22 protein-coding genes are annotated in these 22,354 nt (G+C 55.9%); 8 read left to right on the plus strand and 14 right to left on the minus strand.

What is annotated here, in order from left to right:
• Positions 1–10: 10 nt before the first annotated feature.
• The 8 genes from rffG to trxA form a co-directional block, all read right to left on the minus strand.
• Entirely contained in the window at positions 11–1,078 is a 1,068-nt protein-coding gene (gene rffG / locus H7R76_RS22710; protein ID WP_182966558.1) for a dTDP-glucose 4,6-dehydratase, read from the minus strand.
• Positions 1,075–2,337 carry a UDP-N-acetyl-D-mannosamine dehydrogenase gene (wecC, locus tag H7R76_RS22715; RefSeq protein ID WP_106929821.1) on the minus strand — a complete coding sequence of 421 codons (1,263 nt, stop codon included), beginning with the start codon at positions 2,335–2,337 and terminating at the stop codon, positions 1,075–1,077. The genes rffG and wecC overlap by 4 nt, the downstream gene beginning before the upstream one ends.
• Entirely contained in the window at positions 2,334–3,464 is a 1,131-nt protein-coding gene (wecB, locus tag H7R76_RS22720) for a non-hydrolyzing UDP-N-acetylglucosamine 2-epimerase (RefSeq protein WP_106929819.1), read from the minus strand. The genes wecC and wecB overlap by 4 nt, the downstream gene beginning before the upstream one ends.
• A gap of 59 nt (positions 3,465–3,523) precedes the next feature.
• Positions 3,524–4,567: an ECA polysaccharide chain length modulation protein gene (wzzE, locus tag H7R76_RS22725; RefSeq protein WP_182929699.1), complete on the minus strand. Its 1,044-nt coding sequence runs from the start codon at positions 4,565–4,567 to the stop codon at positions 3,524–3,526.
• Between the two features lie 13 nt (positions 4,568–4,580).
• Entirely contained in the window at positions 4,581–5,684 is a 1,104-nt protein-coding gene (wecA, locus tag H7R76_RS22730; RefSeq protein ID WP_106929815.1) for a UDP-N-acetylglucosamine--undecaprenyl-phosphate N-acetylglucosaminephosphotransferase, read from the minus strand.
• A 241-nt stretch (positions 5,685–5,925) separates the two neighbouring features.
• A complete protein-coding gene (gene rho / locus H7R76_RS22735) occupies positions 5,926–7,185 on the minus strand; it encodes a transcription termination factor Rho (protein ID WP_035895778.1) in 1,260 nt (419 codons plus the stop codon).
• A gap of 86 nt (positions 7,186–7,271) precedes the next feature.
• Positions 7,272–7,355, minus strand: a complete 84-nt coding sequence (locus H7R76_RS22740) for a rho operon leader peptide (RefSeq protein WP_106929928.1) — start codon at positions 7,353–7,355, stop codon at positions 7,272–7,274.
• A 162-nt stretch (positions 7,356–7,517) separates the two neighbouring features.
• Positions 7,518–7,847 (minus strand): thioredoxin TrxA, encoded by a 330-nt coding sequence (gene trxA, locus H7R76_RS22745; RefSeq protein WP_106929813.1) that lies wholly within the window; start codon positions 7,845–7,847, stop codon positions 7,518–7,520.
• Between the two features lie 143 nt (positions 7,848–7,990).
• Between trxA and rhlB the strand changes: the two genes are divergently transcribed.
• Both rhlB and gppA read left to right on the plus strand, forming a co-directional pair.
• Positions 7,991–9,256 (plus strand): ATP-dependent RNA helicase RhlB, encoded by a 1,266-nt coding sequence (gene rhlB, locus H7R76_RS22750; protein ID WP_106929811.1) that lies wholly within the window; start codon positions 7,991–7,993, stop codon positions 9,254–9,256.
• A 9-nt stretch (positions 9,257–9,265) separates the two neighbouring features.
• Positions 9,266–10,750: a guanosine-5'-triphosphate,3'-diphosphate diphosphatase gene (gppA, locus tag H7R76_RS22755; RefSeq protein WP_182929700.1), complete on the plus strand. Its 1,485-nt coding sequence runs from the start codon at positions 9,266–9,268 to the stop codon at positions 10,748–10,750.
• 40 nt (positions 10,751–10,790) lie between these two features.
• Here the strand turns inward: gppA and rep are convergent, their stop codons facing one another.
• The gene (gene rep, locus H7R76_RS22760; RefSeq protein ID WP_106929807.1) at positions 10,791–12,815 is read right to left on the minus strand and encodes a DNA helicase Rep; all 2,025 of its coding nucleotides are present in this window, start codon (positions 12,813–12,815) and stop codon (positions 10,791–10,793) included.
• 115 nt (positions 12,816–12,930) lie between these two features.
• On the opposite strand from rep, the gene ppiC (H7R76_RS22765) reads away from it, so the two are divergent.
• The gene (ppiC, locus tag H7R76_RS22765; RefSeq protein ID WP_106929805.1) at positions 12,931–13,212 is read left to right on the plus strand and encodes a peptidylprolyl isomerase PpiC; all 282 of its coding nucleotides are present in this window, start codon (positions 12,931–12,933) and stop codon (positions 13,210–13,212) included.
• A 49-nt stretch (positions 13,213–13,261) separates the two neighbouring features.
• Complete coding sequence (gene ppiC, locus H7R76_RS22770) at positions 13,262–13,543, plus strand: peptidylprolyl isomerase PpiC (protein WP_001140251.1); 282 nt, start codon at positions 13,262–13,264, stop codon at positions 13,541–13,543.
• A 119-nt stretch (positions 13,544–13,662) separates the two neighbouring features.
• Here the strand turns inward: ppiC (H7R76_RS22770) and ilvC are convergent, their stop codons facing one another.
• Positions 13,663–15,138: a ketol-acid reductoisomerase gene (gene ilvC / locus H7R76_RS22775; RefSeq protein WP_182966560.1), complete on the minus strand. Its 1,476-nt coding sequence runs from the start codon at positions 15,136–15,138 to the stop codon at positions 13,663–13,665.
• Positions 15,139–15,290: 152 nt separating this feature from the next.
• Between ilvC and ilvY the strand changes: the two genes are divergently transcribed.
• Positions 15,291–16,199 carry an HTH-type transcriptional activator IlvY gene (gene ilvY / locus H7R76_RS22780; RefSeq protein ID WP_106929801.1) on the plus strand — a complete coding sequence of 303 codons (909 nt, stop codon included), beginning with the start codon at positions 15,291–15,293 and terminating at the stop codon, positions 16,197–16,199.
• A 3-nt stretch (positions 16,200–16,202) separates the two neighbouring features.
• On the opposite strand, the gene H7R76_RS22785 is transcribed toward ilvY, so the two are convergent.
• Complete coding sequence (locus H7R76_RS22785) at positions 16,203–16,904, minus strand: DUF2461 domain-containing protein (RefSeq protein ID WP_106929799.1); 702 nt, start codon at positions 16,902–16,904, stop codon at positions 16,203–16,205.
• 182 nt (positions 16,905–17,086) lie between these two features.
• Here H7R76_RS22785 and H7R76_RS22790 point away from each other — a divergent pair, with 182 nt between their 5' ends.
• The 3 genes from H7R76_RS22790 (at position 17,087) to fabV (ending at position 20,263) form a co-directional block, all read left to right on the plus strand.
• The gene (locus H7R76_RS22790) at positions 17,087–18,091 is read left to right on the plus strand and encodes a dihydroxyacetone kinase subunit DhaK (RefSeq protein ID WP_182966562.1); all 1,005 of its coding nucleotides are present in this window, start codon (positions 17,087–17,089) and stop codon (positions 18,089–18,091) included.
• A gap of 1 nt (position 18,092) precedes the next feature.
• Positions 18,093–18,722, plus strand: a complete 630-nt coding sequence (gene dhaL / locus H7R76_RS22795; RefSeq protein ID WP_106929795.1) for a dihydroxyacetone kinase subunit DhaL — start codon at positions 18,093–18,095, stop codon at positions 18,720–18,722.
• Between the two features lie 347 nt (positions 18,723–19,069).
• Positions 19,070–20,263: an enoyl-ACP reductase FabV gene (gene fabV / locus H7R76_RS22800; RefSeq protein ID WP_106929793.1), complete on the plus strand. Its 1,194-nt coding sequence runs from the start codon at positions 19,070–19,072 to the stop codon at positions 20,261–20,263.
• 129 nt (positions 20,264–20,392) lie between these two features.
• Here fabV and H7R76_RS22805 read toward each other — a convergent pair whose 3' ends face one another.
• Genes H7R76_RS22805 through H7R76_RS22815 form a run of 3 tightly spaced genes read right to left on the minus strand, consistent with a single transcriptional unit; the run spans position 20,393 to position 22,340 of the window.
• Positions 20,393–20,659: an HPr family phosphocarrier protein gene (locus H7R76_RS22805; protein WP_106929791.1), complete on the minus strand. Its 267-nt coding sequence runs from the start codon at positions 20,657–20,659 to the stop codon at positions 20,393–20,395.
• A 16-nt stretch (positions 20,660–20,675) separates the two neighbouring features.
• Positions 20,676–21,317 carry a dihydroxyacetone kinase family protein gene (locus H7R76_RS22810; protein ID WP_106929789.1) on the minus strand — a complete coding sequence of 214 codons (642 nt, stop codon included), beginning with the start codon at positions 21,315–21,317 and terminating at the stop codon, positions 20,676–20,678.
• A gap of 9 nt (positions 21,318–21,326) precedes the next feature.
• On the minus strand, positions 21,327–22,340 hold the full coding sequence (locus tag H7R76_RS22815; protein ID WP_106929787.1) for a dihydroxyacetone kinase subunit DhaK: 1,014 nt from the start codon (positions 22,338–22,340) through the stop codon (positions 21,327–21,329).
• Positions 22,341–22,354 lie beyond the last annotated feature (14 nt).

Below are 22,354 nucleotides of genomic sequence, written 5' to 3' on the forward strand. Positions count from 1 at the left end.
CTTGGGGAGATTAGCCCTTCAGACCTAAACGCTCGCCCTGGTAGCTGCCGTCCAGTACCTGCTGCCACCAGCTTTCATTAGCGAGATACCACTGCACCGTTTTACGCATGCCGCTTTCAAACGTCTCTTCCGGCATCCAGCCCAGTTCGCGGGCGATTTTCGCCGCATCGATGGCGTAGCGTAAATCGTGGCCGGGACGATCGGCGACAAAGGTAATCAGGTCATAGTAATGCGCAATACCCTGCGGCTTGTTCGGCACCAGCTCTTCCAGCAGCGTGCAGATGGTCTCGACCACCTCAATATTTTTACGCTCGTTGTGACCGCCGATATTGTAGGTTTCACCGATGCCGCCTTCGGTGGCGACAAGGTAAAGCGCGCGCGCGTGATCGTCGACGTACAGCCAGTCGCGAATCTGCTGTCCGTTGCCGTACACCGGCAGCGGCTTGCCGGCCAGCGCATTAAGAATCGTCAGCGGGATCAGTTTTTCCGGGAAGTGATACGGGCCGTAGTTATTTGAGCAGTTGGTAATCAGCGTCGGCAGGCCGTAGGTACGCAGCCAGGCGCGCACCAGATGGTCACTGCTGGCTTTTGATGCGGAGTAAGGGCTGCTAGGCGCATACGGCGTGGTTTCGGTAAAGAAATCATCCGTTGAATGCAGATCGCCATACACTTCATCGGTGGAAATATGGTGGAAACGGAACGCCGACTTGCCCGCGTCATCCAACGTCGACCACCAGCCACGTGCGGCTTCCAGCAGCGTGTAGGTGCCGACAATATTGGTTTCAATAAACGCCGCCGGGCCATCGATAGACCGATCGACGTGGCTCTCCGCCGCCAGGTGCATCACGACGTCCGGGCGGTAGTGCGCAAAAATACGGTCCAGCGCCGGGCGATCGCAGATATCAACCTGTTCAAAGGCAAAGCGCGCATCCTGCGCCACCGGTGCCAACGAGGCCAGATTGCCAGCATAGGTGAGCTTATCCACCACCACCACGCTGTCCGACGTCTGGCTAATGATATGGCGAACGACTGCGGAGCCAATAAAGCCCGCGCCGCCGGTAACCAGAATCCGTTTCAACGCCAGACTCCTTTCGTATCAACGATGTACTGCTGGGTAATCGCTTCGCTACCGATCGCTTTAAACTGGGTATGGTCAACCAGCATGACGATCACGTCGGCGCTGGCCAGCGCGCGTTCTAGCGATACCAGCGAGCACAGTCCCTCGAGCTTTTTCGGCAGTTGATGAATATTCGGCTCCACCACCAGCGTTTCGCCGCTGTGCCACTGGGCGATCAGCTCGGCGATCTCCATGGCCGGGCTCTCGCGCAGGTCGTCAATATTGGGTTTAAAGGCCAGCCCGAAGCAGGCAATTTTCAATTCGCTGGCGCGTTTGTCGCTGGCGGCCAGGCAGTCGGCGACGTTGGCTTTGACCTTGTCGATAACCCAAAACGGCTTGTGATCGTTCACTTCGCGCGCGGTGCGGATCAGGCGCGCCTGGTCCGGGTTCTGCGCCACGATAAACCAGGGGTCGACGGCGATACAGTGGCCGCCCACGCCCGGGCCCGGCTGGAGGATATTGACGCGCGGGTGGCGGTTAGCAAGGCGAATCAATTCCCAGACGTTAATCCCCTGATCGGCGCAAATCAGCGACAGTTCGTTAGCAAAAGCGATGTTAACGTCGCGGAAGCTGTTTTCCGTCAGTTTGCACATCTCGGCGGTGCGGGCGTTGGTCACCACGCATTCACCTTCAAGGAAAATGTTATACAACTCGCTGGCGCGCGCGGAACACACCGGCGTCATCCCGCCGATCACGCGGTCATTTTTAATCAGTTCGACCATCACCTGACCCGGCAGCACGCGCTCCGGACAATAGGCGATGTTGATATCCGCCTGCTCGCCCACCTGCTGTGGGAAAGTCAGGTCAGGGCGCATGTCAGCCAGCCAACCGGCCATCTGCTCGGTTGCGCCTACCGGAGAGGTCGACTCGAGAATAACCAGCGCCCCTTTTTTCAGCACCGGCGCAATGGAGCGCGCGGCGGCCTCCACGTAAACCATATCCGGCTCGTGGTCGCCTTTAAACGGCGTCGGCACGGCAATCAGGTAAGCATCGGCGGCTTCTGGTACGGTGGTCGCACGCAAATATCCGTCGGCCACCGCCGTTTTAACGACCCTGTCGAGATCGGGTTCGACAATATGAATTTCACCGCGGTTGATGGTGTCCACCGCGTGCTGATTAATGTCTACGCCCACCACCTGTTTTTGCCGCGAGGCAAAGGCTGCCGCAGTAGGGAGGCCGATATAGCCCAGACCGATCACCGAGAGGATTGAAAAACTCATAGCGTTACCTGATTATTTTTTAATGCAGCTAAAATACGTTCGCATGCCCGGCCATCCCCGTAGGGGTTATGGGCCCGGCTCATCCTTTGATATTCTTCATCATCGCGCAGCAGGCGCGTGACTTCGTCCACAATGCGTTGGCTATCCGTGCCCACCAGGCGCACCGTACCGGCATCAATCGCCTCCGGCCGTTCGGTGGTTTCGCGCATTACCAGTACCGGCTTGCCCAACGACGGGGCTTCCTCCTGAATACCGCCAGAGTCGGTCAGAATGAGCCAGGCGTGATTCATCAGCCAGACGAACGGCAGATAGTCCTGCGGTTCGATCAGTATCACATTATCAATATGGCCCAGAATGCGGTTCACCGGTTCACTGACGTTCGGGTTCAGGTGTACCGGATAAACAATCTGCACGTCCGGGTTCGACGCCGCGACTTCAGCCAGCGCGTGACAGATTTGTTCAAAGCCCTGGCCAAAGCTTTCGCGGCGATGGCCGGTAACCAGAATCATCTTTTTGCCATTGTTCAGGAACGGGTAGCGCTGCTCGAGATCGGCGCGCAGCGCCTCGTCGCCCATCACCCGATCGCGCACCCAGAACAGGGCATCAATCACCGTATTGCCGGTGACGAAAATACGCGTGTCCGACAGATTCTCTCGCAGCAGGTTCTGGCGCGAGTTTTCAGTTGGCGCAAAGTGATACATCGCCAGATGCCCGGTAAGCGTACGGTTGGCTTCTTCCGGCCACGGCGAGTAAAGATCGCCGGTGCGCAGGCCCGCTTCCACATGACCAACGGGAATACGCTGATAAAAGGCCGCCAGGCTAGCGGCGGCCGTGGTCGTCGTGTCACCGTGCACTAACACGACGTCCGGCTTAAAGGATTCCAGAACCGGCTTTAACCCCTGCAGAATACGACAGGTTATTTCGGTCAAACCCTGTCCTGGACTCATGATGTTGAGGTCATAGTCCGGAACGATGGAGAAGAGGTGTAGCACCTGATCAAGCATTTCCCTATGCTGTGCGGTGACGCATACTTTTGCCTCAAAATGAGGATCCTTTGCTAGCGCATGGACCAGAGGCGCCATTTTGATCGCCTCCGGACGTGTGCCAAATACAGTCAGAACTTTCACATCGATTCTCTTCTATAGATGAACCAGGCCCATCGCCCTTCATCATTGATGGGTATTTACTACGTGCGACGACGCGCCAATGCCACCCCGGCACCCACCAATGCGCCGACGATGCCCCACATGACCATCAGGAATACGCGCCGCGGGCTGGTACGTTTTACCGGCTCCTCAGGCGTACGCAAATACCGGTAAGTCTGGAAACTTTTCGACAGCGTCGGCCCTACGTTGAGGGTCGTCAGCATCGCCCGGCCCTGATCGTAATCGAGGTCAAACGTCGGCCCCACGGCCTGCAGGTTTTCCAGACGCGCCTGCAGCATTGGACGACCCAGTAAAGAGAGCTCGGAATCCGGTAACTCATCGGCCGGAACGTCCGTCACGCTGCGGTTAATATTGTGCTGCTGCGCAATTTTCAGCGCCGCTTCAATGCTATGCAGACGGCGGTTGAAAATCGCCTGGGCAACCTCTTCCTGACGCTTCACCTGCGCTTTCACTTGAATCGTTCTCGCAGCCCAGGCGCCGTTGAGTTCATCGTTCAGATGTCCTGCTGCACGTTCGCTGGCAAACGCGATGTACTGGCGCAGCAGGTTATTGGCATCTGCGGCGGTTTCCGCCGTCAGCTTAATGCTGTCGCTCACGCTCTTTTGTGCATCGCCGGGAGTAAACTGAATATCGTTAATCAGGTCATCCAGCTGCGCCGCATCGGCGCGGGAATTCCCCACCATCCGCTGTTTGTAATAGTCGGTCTGCGACCAGAAGTCACGGCGGGTGTCCCAGGAGGCCAGCTGCATGATGAACTCTTTGTAGACTTCATCCATCACCGAAGGCGGCGTCGCGGTCGTCGGGTTGACCTTCGCGTCCAGATTGCGCAGGAACTGCTGCTGAGAATAGTAGCCACCCAGCATATTGACCGTTGGCCGATCGGTGATCGCCGTGGTGCTCCATTCCTGCCGGGCAAAAAAGGTATAAATCAGCACCACGGCGGCAAACAGCACCGCAAGGCCGACAATCCAATGTTTCCCCGACCACAACGCGCGAAACAGGCCACGAATATCCAGTTCATTCTCCGCACTTGCTGACTGTGCTTCCGGTAATGGTTGTGTCATTACTACCCCAGTTTTACTTGGTTAATTTTGGATTTTTTTCACTGTTCCGGCGCATTCTGCGCTTCACGCGTTTAATAAAGCGCGCCACTTTCCAGGCTCGCTTGATGCAGTAGCCATAAAGACCGAAAGCCATCAGGAACAGTATCAGCATGGCCCATTCTGGCACAACGCGCGTGTATTCGGCGGCCACGCCGATACCCGCAAGCAGCGCAGCGGCAAGCGTGATCAGGACCAGAGCCTGACGAGAGGTAAAGCCTGCACGCATGATCAGATGGTGGATGTGCTGACGGTCAGCCGAGAACGGGCTCATGCCTTTACGCAGTCGGCGGTACATGATGGCGACCATATCCATTAGCGGGATCGCCACAATCCACAGCGCAGTCACCGGGCTAATCGGGTGATGCGTACCCTGGGTAGTTTCCAGCAGGATCCAGATGACCGTGAAGCCGATCAGCGTACTGCCGGCATCGCCCATAAACACTTTATAGCGACGCCCCAGTACGCCCAGGTTCAGCATGATATAAGGCAGAATGGCGGCAATCATCGCGAAACACCACATCGCCAGGCTCGTCTGCCCATCAAACCACAGAATAAGACCAATTGCGCCAAAGCTGACGCTCGACAGGCCGCCAAGCAGCCCGTCGATACCGTCAACCATGTTGAATGCATTGATGATGGCCCACACCGCAAACAGCGTCAGGAAGAAGCCAAACGGGCCGAGCACCAGCTCCCATGAGCCAAAGATGTAGCCCAGGCTGCGCAAATAGAGGCCGCCAGCGGTCATCATGATGATGCCAATCAGCGCCTGGATGGTGGCGCGAATTTTGACACTGATATCGTAGCGGTCGTCTAGCGCCCCCACCAGTACCAGCACGCCAGCACAGGCGAGATACAGTGAGGCGTGAGGTATATAGTAATTGGCAATCGCAAAAGTTAAGCAGATCCCGGCATACACAGAGATGCCGCCCACAAGCGGGATAATCCCCTGGTGACGTTTACGAAAATTAGGTCTATCCACCAAACCGATCTTTTTTGCCACCCGACGGGCGAAAAAAAGAAACACGGTGGTGAACAAAAAGATACTGAGCAAGTCAGTACCGACGGTCAGTAAACTCACAATTTATACTCGCTGCGAATATTAGTAGCGAAAGTATACCCACGATAGCAACTCATCAGAAGAGCAAGGCTGACGAATATTGGGGAAACTCGCCTGATTTATAACCGATTTTGCGAACTAGCTATTATTGTAGCCGTAAACCGCAATTGTCCGTGAAAAAAAAGCGTAGCCCTATCGGCGAAACTCCTAAAAACAAAAACGCCACACAATTGTGTGGCGTTTGTCGGCAAAAAACCGAATCTTACGAGCGTTTCATCATATCGAAGAAATCGTCGTTGGTTTTGGTCATTGCCAGTTTGTTGATGAGGAACTCCATCGCATCGATCTCGCCCATTGGATGGATGATTTTGCGCAGGATCCACATTTTCTGCAGCTCTTCAGGCGTGGTGAGCAGCTCTTCTTTACGGGTACCAGAACGGTTGTAGTCGATAGCCGGGAAGACGCGTTTTTCCGCAATCTTACGAGAGAGGTGCAGTTCCATGTTGCCGGTACCTTTAAACTCTTCATAGATAACTTCATCCATTTTAGAGCCGGTATCGATCAGCGCCGTCGCGATGATGGTCAGGCTGCCGCCCTCTTCCACGTTACGTGCCGCACCGAAGAAACGTTTCGGACGGTGCAGGGCGTTGGCGTCCACACCACCGGTCAGGACTTTACCTGAAGCCGGAACGACGGTGTTGTACGCACGTGCCAGACGGGTGATGGAGTCGAGCAGAATGATAACGTCTTTCTTGTGTTCAACCAGACGTTTCGCTTTCTCGATAACCATTTCCGCAACCTGAACGTGGCGAGATGCGGGTTCGTCGAAGGTAGAAGCGACAACTTCACCTTTCACCAGACGCTGCATCTCGGTCACTTCTTCCGGACGTTCGTCAATCAGCAGCACCATCAGCACGCAGTCTGGGTGGTTGTAAGCGATGCTCTGCGCGATGTTCTGCAGCAGCATGGTTTTACCGGCTTTCGGCGGTGCCACGATCAGACCACGCTGGCCGCGACCGATCGGCGAGGCCAGATCCAGTACGCGAGCGGTTAAGTCTTCGGTAGAACCGTTGCCGCGCTCCATACGCAGACGAGAGTTTGCGTGCAGCGGGGTTAAGTTCTCGAACAGGATCTTGTTGCGCGAGTTTTCCGGCTTGTCGTAGTTAACTTCATTAACTTTCAACAGCGCAAAGTAACGCTCACCCTCTTTCGGAGGACGAATCTTACCAGAGATGGTGTCACCAGTGCGGAGGTTGAAACGACGGATTTGGCTGGGGGAAACGTAGATATCATCAGGGCCGGCGAGGTAGGAGCTGTCTGCGGAGCGGAGGAAACCAAATCCATCCTGCAGTATCTCCAGCACACCGTCGCCAAAGATATCTTCGCCACTCTTCGCGTGCTGCTTCAGGATGGCAAAAATAATGTCCTGCTTGCGCATACGAGCCTGGTTTTCCAGCCCCATATTTTCGCCGAGAGTGATCAGCTCAGAAACCGGCGTATTCTTTAATTCGGTAAGATTCATAATGGTGTGGGTTCTTAAACTCGGGGTAAATCTCGAACTTAATTTGTGAATGGTATGGCAGGGTCATCCGTGCCTGTTTACGGCCATCAACTCATGTCTGTTCGCTGCCTGGTCACAGGAAAGTACGCAGAACTGAAACGACAAGACGGAAAGAGTGACAAGCCTGGAATTTTTCAACCTCTGAACGTGGCTAAACGCGACGGGAGGTTTGGGTCAAACAAGATTCAAACAAGGTATGTTTAAAACGAAGTCAAACTTAACTTAGCACGACTAAAGCCGGGCGTCCAGAGTTCTGCTTAAATTAAGAACACGGGACGCCCGAGGAGAATAACTTACGCCAGGTTGGCGTCGAGGAACTCTTTCAGCTGGCCTTTAGACAGCGCGCCAACTTTGGTTGCAGCCACTTCGCCATTCTTGAACAGCAGCAGCGTAGGGATACCGCGGATGCCATACTTCGGTGCAGTGCCCGGGTTCTGATCGATGTTCAGTTTCGCAACGGTCAGTTTACCCTGATACTCCGTAGCGATTTCATCCAGAATCGGGGCGATCATTTTGCACGGACCGCACCACTCTGCCCAGAAATCGACGAGTGTCAGCCCGTCAGCCTTGAGTACGTCCGTGTCAAAACTGTCGTCAGTCAGGTGAATAATTTTATCGCTCATATTTAACTCCACAGGAATAAGCCTGGTGTGTTGGTGTAGCATTAACCAACGAGGTGTTGATGTTGACTTCGCCAACAAAGGTTGACGTTATTTCACCGGATACGCTTTCTTAATGCAATAGTAAGCTGATATTCTACCACACTATGAGCAAAACACATTTAACTGAACAGAAGTTTTCCGACTTCGCCCTGCACCCTAAAGTGGTTGAAGCCCTTGAAACCAAAGGGTTTTATAATTGCACGCCCATTCAGGCGCTGGCTTTGCCGCTGACGCTTGCTGGACGTGATGTGGCTGGACAGGCGCAAACCGGTACCGGAAAAACGATGGCGTTCCTGACGTCAACGTTTCATTATCTTCTTTCTCACCCGGCAGTTGCTGACCGCCAGGTGAATCAACCGCGCGCCTTAATTATGGCGCCAACCCGTGAGCTGGCGGTACAGATTCACGCTGATGCCGAGCCGCTGGCTCAGGCAACCGGCCTGAAACTGGGCCTGGCCTACGGCGGTGACGGCTATGACAAACAGCTGAAAGTGCTGGAAAGCGGCGTCGATATTCTTATCGGCACCACCGGTCGTCTGATTGATTATGCAAAACAGAACCACATCAACCTGGGCGCGATTCAGGTGGTGGTGCTGGACGAAGCCGATCGCATGTACGATCTCGGCTTTATTAAAGACATTCGTTGGCTATTCCGCCGCATGCCGCCGGCTACCCAACGCCTGAATATGCTGTTCTCTGCCACCCTGTCCTATCGCGTACGTGAACTGGCGTTCGAGCAAATGAACAACGCCGAATACGTGGAAGTCGAACCAGAGCAGAAAACGGGTCACCGTATTAAAGAAGAGCTGTTCTACCCTTCCAACGAAGAGAAAATGCGTTTACTGCAAACGCTGCTGGAAGAAGAGTGGCCTGACCGCGCGATCATCTTCGCCAACACCAAGCACCGCTGTGAAGACATCTGGGGCCACCTGGCAGCCGATGGTCACCGCGTTGGTCTGCTGACCGGTGACGTTGCACAGAAAAAACGCCTGCGTATTCTCGAAGAATTCACCCGTGGCGATCTCGATATTCTGGTCGCAACCGACGTCGCAGCGCGTGGTCTGCACATCCCAGCCGTAACGCACGTCTTTAACTACGACCTGCCGGATGATTGCGAAGATTACGTTCACCGTATCGGCCGTACCGGTCGCGCGGGCGCTAGCGGTCACTCGATCAGCCTCGCATGTGAAGAGTATGCGCTGAACCTGCCGGCCATTGAAGCCTACACCGGTCATTCTATTCCGGTCAGTAAGTACAATCCGGATGCGCTGTTAACCGAACTGCCGAAGCCGCTGCGTCTGACGCGCGTTCGTCAGGGTAACGGCCCGCGTCGTTCAGGCGCGCCACGTAATCGTCGTCGTTCAGGTTAAAGAAACGCTATGCTCACTTCCACCTCGCTATATGCAGCTATCGATCTCGGTTCCAATAGTTTTCATATGCTGATTGTGCGCGAGGTGGCGGGAAGCATCCAGACGCTCACCCGCATCAAGCGTAAAGTGCGTCTGGCCGCCGGGCTGAGCCAGGATAACATCCTGTCGACGGAAGCCATGGAGCGGGGCTGGCAGTGCCTGCGCCTGTTCGCCGAACGGCTACAGGATATTCCCCCGACGCAAATCCGCATCGTCGCAACCGCAACGCTGCGTCTGGCCGTTAATGCCGATGTCTTCATTGCCAAAGCGCAGGACATTCTCGGTTGCCCGGTGCAGGTTATCCGCGGCGAAGAAGAAGCGCGCCTGATTTATCAGGGCGTGGCGCACACCACCGGCGGCGACGATCGTCGTTTAGTGGTCGATATCGGCGGTGCCAGCACCGAACTGGTCACCGGCACCGGCGCGCAAACCACCTCGCTGTTCAGCCTGTCGATGGGCTGCGTGACCTGGCTTGAGCGCTACTTCACCGACCGCAACCTCGCGCAGGAACATTTCGATGAAGCCGAACGCGCCGCCCGCGACGTGCTGAAACCGGTCGCCGATGAGCTGCGTCATCACGGCTGGAAGGTCTGCGTTGGTGCCTCCGGTACGGTTCAGGCATTACAAGAAATTATGATGGCGCAGGGAATGGATGAACGCATCACCCTCGCTAAGCTGCAGCAGCTGAAACAGCGCGCGATTCAATGCGGCCGTCTGGAAGAGCTGGAAATTGAAGGGCTGACGCTGGAGCGGGCGCTGGTTTTCCCAAGCGGGCTAGCCATCCTTATTGCCATTTTCACCGAACTGAATATCCAGTGCATGACGCTAGCCGGCGGCGCACTGCGCGAAGGGCTGGTCTACGGCATGCTGCATCTGGCGGTCGATGAAGATATCCGCAGCCGCACGCTGCGCAATATTCAGCGCCGTTTTATGGTTGATATTGAACAGGCCAGCCGTGTGGAACATCTGGCAGCGAATTTTGCCGATCAGGTCGCTAAAAGCTGGGAACTGGAGCCGCTGAGCCGCGAACTTCTGCTCAGCGCCTGTGCGTTGCACGAGATTGGCCTCAGCGTCGATTTCAAACAAGCGCCGCAGCACGCCGCCTATCTGGTGCGTAACCTCGATCTGCCGGGCTTCACGCCTGCACAGAAAAAGCTGCTTGCGACGCTGCTGCTTAACCAGACCAGCGCCGTCAACCTGCCGTCGCTGCACCAGCAGAACGCCGTACCGCCGCGCGTAGCCGAGCACCTCTGTCGTCTGCTGCGCCTGGCGATTCTGTTTGCCAGCCGTCGCCGCGACGACCTTCTGCCAGACATTACGCTTACCGCCGACGGCGACAATCTGACGGTCACCCTGCCGGATGGCTGGCTGGACGCGCACCCGCTCGGGCGTGAGATGGTGGAACAAGAGCGCCAGTGGCAAAGCTATATCCACTGGCCGCTGGAAGTACGCTAAAGTTCATCGCATTGCCGGATGGCACTGACGCTTATCCGGCCTACGATTTCGCTTTCTTTGCCGCCATCATGGCTTTCAGGTTTGCCAGATGGCTCTGCCCTTTCTGCATCCGCTCTTCGGCGGTAATGACCTTCCGCTCCTGCTCCCAAATGACATCATCCTGCGGCAGTTCCAGCAGGAAACGGCTCGGCTCCGGACGCACCAGCTCACCATACTGACGGCGCTCTTTGCACAGGGTAAAAATCAGCTCTTTCTGCGCGCGGGTAATGCCCACATAGGCCAGGCGACGCTCTTCGTCGACGTTATCTTCATCGATGCTGCTCTGGTGCGGCAACAGCCCCTCCTCCATGCCAACCAGGAAGACATAAGGAAACTCCAGCCCTTTTGAGGCGTGCAGGGTCATTAGCTGTACCTGGTCCAGCTCTTCCTCACTTTCACCGCGCTCCATCATATCGCGCAGGGTAAAGCGGGTAACCACCTGCGTGAGGGTCATCGGCTCTTCCAGCTCGCTGCCTTCGAGCATCTCCGTCATCCAGCTGAACAGCGTGTTGACGTTTTTCATACGCATTTCGGCGGCTTTCGGGCTAGGCGAGGTTTCAAACAACCAGGATTCGTAATCAATGCCGTGAATAAGATCGCGTACGGCGGCAATCGGCTCACGCTCTGCCAGGCGCTGAATTTCCCCCAGCCACTGGGTAAAGCGGGTCAGCGATTCATAGCCACGCCCGCTGAGCGTCTGACTCAGCCCCATATCGAAGCTGGCGGTAAACAGGCTTTTGTTACGGGTCATCGCCCATTCGCCGAGCTTTTGCAGCGTCGCGGGGCCGATCTCGCGTTTCGGCGTGTTGACGATACGCAGGAACGCGCTGTCGTCATCCGGGTTGCTCAGCACGCGCAGATAAGCCAGCAGATCTTTAATTTCCGGGCGCGAGAAAAACGACGTGCCGCCGGAAATTTTGTACGGGATGCGGTTCTGCATCAGGAATTTTTCAAACACCCGCGACTGGTGGTTGCCACGGTAAAGGATGGCGTAATCCTTATACTGCGTTTTGTTCACAAAGTGGTGGGCGATCAGCTCACCGGTGACGCGCTCCGCCTCGTGCTCTTCATGATTAGCGCTCAGTACCTTCAGCTCCGGTCCGTAGCCCAGTTCGGAGAACAGACGCTTTTCAAACACGTGTGGGTTGTTCGCGATCAGAATGTTGGCCGCCTTCAGAATACGCCCGGACGAACGGTAGTTCTGCTCCAGCTTGATGACCCGCAGCGCCGGGAAATCCTGGCTCAACAGCACCAGGTTCTGCGGACGCGCGCCGCGCCACGAGTAGATAGACTGATCGTCATCACCCACCACGGTAAAACGGGCGCGCTGCCCCACCAGCAGTTTCACCAGCTCATACTGGCTGGTGTTAGTGTCCTGGTACTCATCCACCAGCAGGTAGCGAATTTTGTTTTGCCAGCGCTCGCGCACTTCTTCATTGCGCTGCAATAGCAGCGTCGGCAGCAGGATCAGATCGTCAAAGTCCAGCACGTTGCACGCCTTCATATGCGCATCGTACAGGCTATAGCAGTGGGCAAAGATACGATCGCGCTCGCCTTTCGCACTGGCCGCCGCCTGCGCTGGCGTCATCAGATCGTTTTTCCAGTTGGAGATCGTCGAGATCAGCTGCTGAAACACCACCTTGTCATCTTCGATCAGCCCTTCGGTCAGCTCTTTGAGCAGCGCGGTCTGGTCAGTATCGTCAAACAGCGAGAAGTTCGACTTCATTCCCAACGCGGCATATTCACGCTTGATGATATCCAGCCCCAGGGTGTGGAACGTGGAAATCATCAGCCCACGCGCTTCTTTGCGCCCCAGCGTTTGCGCTACGCGCTCTTTCATCTCGCGCGCGGCCTTATTGGTAAAGGTCACCGCGGCAATGTGCCGCGCCTGATAGCCACAGGCGTGGATCAGATGGGCGATTTTATTGGTGATAACGCGAGTTTTACCGGAACCCGCCCCCGCCAGCACCAGGCAAGGTCCGGTGACGAATTCGACGGCTTGTTGTTGTCCGGGGTTCAAACGCATAAAGGGATTGCTCAATCTGTAAACACGGGGGTGTGGATTGTAGCAGAAAGTCAGGCGGAGATTTACCCGCCAGATGGTAAAGTATTGGATAGCCCCCCACGACGAGATAGAGCCCATGACAAAGAGCGCGGCAGCCCTGCATATCCTGGTAAAAGAAGAAAAACTGGCTCTGGAGATCCTGAGCAAACTGGATCGTGGTATCAGCTTCGATCATCTGGCGAAACGCTACTCTCGCTGCCCTTCCGGGCGCAACGGCGGCGATCTGGGTGAATTTAAACAGGGGATGATGGTGGGACCATTTGATGCCGCCGTTTTCAGCTGTCCGCTGCTGAAACCCTACGGACCGGTCAAGACCAAATTTGGCTACCACATCATCAAAGTGCTGTATCGCCGATAAGCCATGCTAAAATCGCCAGCCTCATTGACCCCCTTTTGAAGGCACAATCATGGCGAAAACAGCAGCAGCACTGCATATCCTTGTTAAAGAAGAGAAACTGGCCCTGGATCTGCTGGAGCAGATTAAAAACGGCGCAGACTTCGGCAAGCTGGCGAAAAAGCATTCCATCTGCCCATCAGGCAAACGCGGCGGTGATTTAGGTGAATTCCGTCAGGGCCAGATGGTTCCGGCGTTCGATAAAGTCGTCTTCTCCTGCCCGGTGCTGGAGCCGACCGGCCCGCTGCATACCCAGTTCGGTTATCACATCATTAAGGTGCTGTACCGTAACTAATAAAAAATCCCGGAGCGTTCAGGCGCCGGGATTTTTTTGCCGGATGGCGGCTACGCCTTACCCGGCCTACATCTGCTGTGCGTAGGTCGGGTAAGCGCAAGCGCCACCCGACATCCTATTTAGCCAGCAACGGCAATGCGTTTCATATCGGTCATGTAACCGCGCAGTTTCTTACCAACCTGCTCGATAGCGTGGCTGCGAATCGCTTCGTTCACGTCGCGCAGTTGCGCGTTGTCTACCGCACCTTCGGCAATCGCTTTGCCCAGATCGCCGGTCTGCAGAGTGGTCATGAACTCTTTCAGCAGCGGTACGCAAGCATAAGAGAACAGGTAGTTACCGTATTCTGCGGTATCAGAGATAACCACGTTCATTTCGTACAGACGCTTACGGGCAATGGTGTTGGCGATCAGCGGCAGTTCATGCAGTGATTCGTAGTAAGCAGATTCTTCGATGATGCCGGAATCAACCATGGTTTCGAACGCCAGCTCAACGCCCGCTTTCACCATCGCAATCATCAGAACGCCTTTATCGAAGTACTCCTGCTCACCGATTTTACCTTCAAACTGCGGAGCGGTTTCGAACGCGGTTTTGCCGGTCTCTTCACGCCAGGTCAGCAGTTTCTTATCATCGTTGGCCCAGTCAGCCATCATGCCGGAGGAGAATTCGCCGGAAATGATGTCGTCCATGTGTTTCTGGAACAGCGGCGCCATAATCTCTTTCAGCTGTTCGGACAGCGCGTAAGCACGCAGTTTCGCCGGGTTAGACAGACGGTCCATCATCAGGGTGATGCCGCCCTGCTTCAGCGCTTCGGTGATGGTTTCCCAGCCGAACTGAATCAGTTTTTCCGCATAAGCCGGGTCGGTGCCTTCTGCCACCAGCTTGTCGAAGCACAGCAGAGAACCGGCCTGCAGCATACCGCACAGGATAGTCTGCTCGCCCATCAGGTCAGATTTCACTTCTGCCACGAAGGAGGATTCCAGTACACCCGCACGGTGACCGCCGGTAGCTGCGGCCCACGCTTTGGCGATAGCCATGCCTTCGCCTTTCGGATCGTTTTCCGGGTGAACGGCGATCAGGGTTGGAACGCCGAAACCACGTTTGTATTCTTCACGCACTTCAGTACCCGGACACTTCGGCGCCACCATCACAACGGTGATGTCTTTACGGATCTGCTCGCCCACTTCCACGATGTTGAAGCCGTGGGAGTAACCCAGCGCCGCGCCGTCTTTCATCAGCGGCTGTACGGAACGTACTACGTCAGAGTGCTGCTTGTCCGGGGTCAGGTTAACCACCAGGTCAGCCTGCGGGATCAGATCTTCGTAGGTGCCCACTTTGAAGCCGTTTTCAGTCGCTTTACGCCAGGAAGCACGCTTCTCAGCAATGGCTTCTTTACGCAGAGCGTAGGAGATATCCAGACCGGAGTCACGCATGTTCAGGCCCTGGTTCAGACCCTGTGCGCCACAGCCGACGATGACCACTTTTTTACCCTGAAGGTAGCTTGCGCCATCGGCGAATTCGTCGCGACCCATAAAGCGACATTTGCCCAGCTGCGCCAGCTGCTGGCGCAGGTTCAGTGTATTAAAGTAGTTAGCCATGGTGGTACCTCGTGATGTTGTACTGTCTTATTGTTCGGTTCGCGTTTCAGCGAGAATGTACCCACATTACAACAGGAAATTTATTGCGGAAATTGATATATTCACAACGTCACATTGCAATTTCTGCAACGTTAAAAGAGGGAGTAGAATTCGTGGATTTACGCGATCTGAAAATGTTCCTGCATCTGGCGGATAGCCGCCACTTTGGCCGCAGCGCGCGGGCGATGCACGTCAGCCCCTCCACGCTCTCCCGACAAATTCAGCGCCTGGAAGAAGACCTCGGTCAGCCGCTGTTTGTACGCGATAACCGTACGGTCACGCTGACCGAAGCGGGCGAAGAGCTGCGCGTATTCGCCCAGCAGACGCTGCTGCAATACCAGCAGCTGCGCCACACGCTTGACCAACAAGGGCCGTCGCTGTCGGGTGAATTACATATTTTCTGTTCGGTGACCGCCGCGTACAGCCATCTGCCGCCAATCCTCGACCGCTTCCGCGCCGAACATCCGTCGGTGGAAATCAAGCTCACCACCGGCGACGCCGCCGATGCGATGGACAAAGTGGTCACCGGCGAGGCCGATCTGGCGATTGCCGGTAAGCCCGAGACGCTGCCCGGCGCGGTAGCGTTTTCCATGTTAGAGAATCTGGCGGTCGTCCTGATTGCCCCGGCGCTGCCTTGCCCGGTGCGTAATCAGGTTTCCGTCGAGAAACCCGACTGGTCGACGGTACCGTTTATCATGGCCGATCAGGGGCCGGTACGCCGCCGCATTGAGCTGTGGTTCCGCCGTCATAAAATCAGCAACCCATCGATTTACGCTACGGTGGGCGGCCACGAGGCGATGGTTTCAATGGTGGCGCTGGGCTGCGGCGTGGCGCTACTGCCGGAAGTGGTGCTGGAAAACAGCCCGGAGCCGGTACGTAACCGCGTGATGATTTTAGAGCGCAGCGACGAGAAAACGCCGTTCGAGCTGGGCGTCTGCGCGCCGAAAAAGCGGCTGCATGAACCGCTGATCGATGCGTTCTGGAAGATCGTCCTCGAGAGAAAAATCGACGACGGAAAGTGATGACTACAGGTCTTCCGGGTCAATCTGCTTCATCGTTTCTACCGTCATCAGCCACTGGTACAGCGGCTCCAGCTGGCGAAAGCCGTCGGCTAACTGCGTGACCAGATCGGCGTGGAACAGTTTTTCCACGTCGGTATCCGTCGCCATTGCAGCAAAGGATTTGCGGTGATACCAGTCGGAAATCGTCGGATCGAGGCCCTTAGCCCGCAGCCGTTTGTAACTTTCACCCACCAGCTCAAACGGCGCGCCGCAGCACTCGGCCACCGACAAAAACTGCTGCGGACGTTGTTGCAGCGTATGACGGAACAGATCCATGGTCGGCCTGCTGGCGCTGTAGTAGCCCAGCCCATAGCGCAAGGTATCTGGACTGATTTCAAAAAAGTATGCTGGCGCATCGGTCCAGTTTTTCGCCGAACGTTTGAAAGTGAGCCACATCCGGCTGCGGTACAGCGATTTATCGTGCGAGAAACGCGTGTCACGATGAATGCGCGACAGCGTTTTGCCAATCGCCGACCGCGTCTCAAGCTGCGGGTCTATCTCCAGCATCGTCGGTGCTAAATCGTCCACCAGCGCGCGAAAAGGCGTGAGAATGCTGCGTTCGTAGATAAATCGGTGCTCTTCAAACCATGTTTTATCGTTCTCTATTCGCACCTGCTGAAGAAAATCGAGCCCTTCTTGTGCAAATCCCTGAAAGCGTCCCGCCATCTGCCTGCCTCGCTGAATAGTGTCATCACTCGCTTCATAACTATCGCCAATTCCCGCTAAGCGCAACCTGAAATAATGCCCCTTCGTCGGGAGATTAATTGGTATCAAAGGTGCCAGGGGAAAACGAGCGTCGCAGGTAAAATCGTCTGTAAAGAAACAGTACCTTACGAGAGGGAGTAACAATGCAGAAACCCAAAAAGCTGTTCAACAACACCGATAATATCCGCAGCGAAATCATGCAGGGGCTCGTATATGCGGGGATGGGGAAACTCCACCCTCTGGCGGAATACTGCGCGGTCTATCGAACGGTAGAATCAGCGGCGCAGACCGTTATCGTCAGCGGCGGTGGCAGCGGCCATGAACCCACCTTCGCCGGGTTTGTCGGTGAAGGCGGGATCGACGCCTGCGCGCTCGGCGAGGTTTTCACCTCGCCCTCTCCCGATCAGATTATTGAGGCCAGCCGCGCCGTTCATCAGGGCAACGGCGTACTGTTTCTTTACGGGAACTACTCCGGCGACGGCATGAATTTTGATATCGCCACCGAGATCCTCGCGGAAGAAGGCATTGAATGCCGTACCGTTCGCGCCACCGATGATATTGCCTCTGCACCGCCAGAAAGAATGTTTGACCGTCGTGGCGTCGGCGGGCTGGCATTTTTATACAAGCTGGCGGGGGCGGCAGCACAGTTTGAGCATTACACGCTGCCCGCGCTGGAAGCGCTGGCGCGGAAAGCCAACCACAATACGCGTACCCTCGGCGTGGCGCTCAGCGGCTGCGCTTTACCGCAGTCCGACACCTTTAATTTTAGCCTGGCAGAAAATGAGATCGAACTGGGAATTGGTATACACGGCGAGCCCGGGCTGTGCCGCATTCCCCTGCCGCAGACCGATGAACTGGTGGAGATGATGATCGCACGACTGGGCGATGACCTGCCGTTTGATCGGGGCGATAAGGTCTGCGTCAGCATCAATAATCTGGGGGCGCTGAGCAACACCGAGCTGATGGTGGTAGCCCGTAAAGTCGGTATGGCGTTGGCAGAACGTGACATCACCACCTATGACGTGCAGGTGGGACATTTCTGTACCTCGCTGGAGATGTCTGGCTTCTCACTCAGCCTGCTGCGGCTAGATGCGGAAATGCAGCGTCTGTATGACTACCCCATTAATACGCTCGGCTGGAGAAAATAAGATGAATGTAACGCAATTCACCGCTTGCCTACGGTATGTCTGTGAGGGAATGATCGCCAGTGAACCACGCCTGACCGCGCTCGATCAGGTCATTGGCGATGGCGACCACGGTATTGGCATCAAGCGCGGCTTTACCGCGCTACACGCTTTACTCACATCCGCCGATTTTGCACCCGCCGATATCGGCGACTGTCTTTTGCATAGCGGGACGCGGCTGATGACCAGCATGGGCGGCGCTTCCGGGGCCATTTTCGGCACCCTCTTCCGCACTGGAGGAAAAGGGATGATGGGCCAGACTGACTTTGATGCTGCCGCGCTGGCCGAGTGGCTGGCGATAGGCATGCAGGCCATCCACCAACGCGGCGGCGCAAAGCCCGGTGATAAAACGATGGTCGATGCACTGGCCGCAGCGTCTGAGCGAGCCAACGCTGACGTTGCGCTACCGTTGTCTGAATCGCTATCCCACTGCGCACAGGCGGCTATGGTGGGATCGGAAAAAACCGCGGCCATGGTTGCCCGCTTCGGACGGGCAAAGAATCTGGGCGAGCGGGCCATCGGGCACTGCGATCCCGGCGCCGTCTCCATGGCGCTGATCCTGCAGTTTATGGCCGAATTTGCCCAGCGGGGCTAACTGATTATCGCCATCATTCAACGGGGTGCATGTTCTTACATGCATCCCGTTGCGCCATTGGACACAGCGCCGGACGGCGAAAATCAGTGGTAGATTCAGTATTGACGCTCCTTTTCTGTATAATGCCCCGTGCCATAATAGATAAGCGGAATTTGCATGACTGAGAATGCCCGGCGGATCAGCCGGTTCCGTGGCCGATGTTTGTCAGACCTCCTCCTCATTGAGTTTTAAGGTGCTGAAAACAGAGGTGCAGTGGGGGGCTTGTTAACCATTATGTTAAGCAAGCCAGAACAGACGGTGTCATTGCGCACTTGACAGCGAAAATACAAACTTAATTAGCCATCATTATGATAATCAAACCAAAAATTCGTGGATTCATCTGTACAACGACCCATCCGACTGGCTGCAAAGTCAATGTGGAAAAACAGATCGATTATGTGAAGAAAAACGGGAAAATCGCTAACGGCCCTTCCCGCGTGCTGGTCATCGGTGCTTCCACCGGTTATGGCCTGGCGTCCAGAATTTCCGCCGCGTTTGGCAGCGGTGCCGCCACTATCGGCGTATTTTTCGAAAAACCAGGCACGGAAACCAAACCGGGTTCCGCGGGCTGGTATAACTCTGCTGCCTTCGATGAGGCAGCAAAACGTGAAGGCCTGTATGCCAAGAGCATCAACGGCGACGCGTTCTCTGATGAATGCCGCGATGAAGTCATCAAACTGATCAAAGAAGACCTGGGTCAGATTGACCTGGTGGTTTACTCACTGGCTTCCCCGGTGCGTAAAATGCCGAAAACCGGTGAAATCGTCCGTTCTGCGCTGAAGCCAATCGGTGAGGTTTACACCTCTAAAGCGATCGATACCAACAAAGATCAGATCATCACCGCCAGCATTGAGCCGGCAACCGAAGAAGAAGTGCAGAACACCGTCACCGTTATGGGCGGCGAAGACTGGGAACTGTGGATGGGCGCGCTGAGCGAAGCCGGTGTGCTGGCTGACGGCGTGAAAACCGTAGCCTACTCCTACATCGGTACCGACCTGACCTGGCCAATCTACTGGCACGGCGCGCTGGGCAAAGCAAAAGAAGACCTCGATCGCGCCGCGGGCGAACTGCGTAACCAGCTGGCTCCGCTGCACGGTTCCGCGAACGTTGCCGTACTGAAGTCCGTTATCACTCAGGCGTCTTCCGCCATTCCGGTAATGCCGTTGTACATCTCCATGGTCTTCAAACTGATGAAAGCACAGGGGATTCATGAAGGCTGTATCGAGCAGATCAACCGTCTGATGACCACCAGCCTGTATGGCGACAAAGTGGCGCTTGATGACAACCAGCGTATCCGTATGGATGACTGGGAACTGCGCGAAGACATTCAGCAGGCATGTCGCGACCTGTGGCCGCTGATCACCACCGAAAACCTGGCGCAAGAAACTGACTATGCAGGGTACAAGCAGGAATTCCTGAACCTGTTCGGTTTTGGCCTCGACGAAGTGGATTACGATGCTGACGTGAATACCGAAGTCGAATTCGACGTCATCACGCTGTAGTTCACTGATGCCGGGTGGTGGCTACGCCTTACCCGGCCTACACATTGAAATTTGTAGGCCTGATAAGCGAAGCGCCATCAGGCGCTGGGTTCATGTGAAAACATGAACCCTTTTTTCACCGCCCCGTGCCTAGTCAAAACCGAAACCTTCCGCAAACAGCACTTTCAGCTTCGCCATCGCTTCTCGCTCATCGCTGCCGCTACAGATGATCTCCAGCGATCCTTTACCTTTAATACCGGCCCCCAAAATACTCATAATGCTTTTTCCCTTGATAACCTTACCGTCGTAGATCATCTCGATCCGCGATTGATACTGCGCGCAGACTTTGGCCAGCACCCCAGCTGGACGCGCGTGAATGCCGTGCTGATTGCTGATTTTCACCACTTCTTTCAACATAATTTTGGCTCCTTACTTACAGTCCGTCTGACGGACACATAGCCTGTACGAAGTTAAAATAGCCCTGGATCAGGAGCTGCGCGACCATTGCACCAGGGTCGACAAATGCGCGCGACCGTTCACCGTGAATCGCCGCACGGCCATGCTTTGCCAGCATGCCCGTCGTCTGCTGCACGCCCTGCTGCGCCAGCAACAGTGCTTTCCTCGCTGCCGTCTGCGGTTCATCGCTGGCGTGCAGCGCCACCAGCGCAGGGGCCATACCATCAAGAAAAGTTTTTTCTCCCGGCTGCGCTTTACCACGCTGCTGCACGCCATCGTACCAGGCCTGAAACAGCGCGCCGGCATCCGTAAAGCCCAGCACCTCCCGACCTTTAAACGACTTACCTGCCTGCATCAGTCCGGAAGCCATTAGCGTGCCCATGGTCGACGGCACCGCCGAAGCCATCACCTTGCCCGCCATATAGAAAAATCGCCCTACGTCACGTTCGTCGCTCTGCTGCGCGTAGCGCGCCGCCGCCGCGAAACCATCGCTCATGGTCAGCCCCAAATCACCGTCGCCAACCACGCTATCCAACTCGGTCAGCACCGTTTTGTTAGCCTCCATGATTCGGGCCCATTCAGTAAAAAGCGGCCGCAGACTCTGCGTATCTATGGTCATCACGCCTCCTTAAGCCGAAAACTGCCGAAACATCGGCGTATCGGCCCCGGCATTGAGCAGTGTTTTCAGCTCTTCATCCACCGGCATCAGACTGATAGACATACCGGTCATCTCCATCGCCGTAGCAAACTCGCCAATCCATACGCGGAAAACGCGCATGTGGCTTTCTGCCAGAATCTGGTGCACGTGGCGATACATCAGATACAACTCTTCCAGCGGCGTAGCACCAAGGCCATTGATCAAGACGGCCACTTCATCCCCCTGCTGGCAGGGCGAATCCGCCAGCAGCCAGGACATCATCTCTTCGGCGATCGATTCTGCGTTTAGCTGTGGGCCACGGCGAATACCACTTTCACCATGAATGCCCATGCCAATCTCCATTTCGCGATCGCCAATATGAAACCCCGGCTTGCCGATACGCGGTACGATGCACGGCGACAGCGCCACGCCCAACGTACGCACGCGCTCGCCCGCCTTTTGCGCAATGCGCTGGACGGTTTCCAGATCATCCATTCTGGCCGCCGACGCCCCCGCGCATTTGTAGACAAAGAAAATACCCGCGACGCCACGTCGGGTTGCCGCCTCTCCACCCCCAGGCACGGCGCCCGCCGAATCATCGGCAGCGACTACCGTCGCGGTGCGAATATCGCACTCCATATCGGCCATTTCCGCGGCCATATCAAAATTAAAAATATCGCCGTTGTAGTTGCCGTACAGATAGAGCACGCCAGCCCCGCGGTCCACCGCTTGGGTGACGGCCAAAATTTGCGCCGGCGAGGGCGACTGAAACACATCGCCAATCGCGCAGCCGTCCAGCATGCCCTGCCCCACATAGCCCAGAAACAGCGGCAGATGCCCCGAGCCACCGCCGGTGACAATTCCGACCTTGCCAGGTACCGGGCGTGCGGCCACCAGGCAGTGCGGATCATCGTTCACCAAACGAAAAGCATCGGGGTGCGCCAGATAGATGCCTTCCAGCATCTCCGGGATAAAGTCCTCCGCCTGATTCAAAAATTTTTTCATGCGTTCTCTCCATG

The organism is Klebsiella sp. WP8-S18-ESBL-06 (assembly GCF_014169755.1).
In the GTDB taxonomy this organism is placed as follows: domain Bacteria; phylum Pseudomonadota; class Gammaproteobacteria; order Enterobacterales; family Enterobacteriaceae; genus Kluyvera; species Kluyvera ascorbata_B.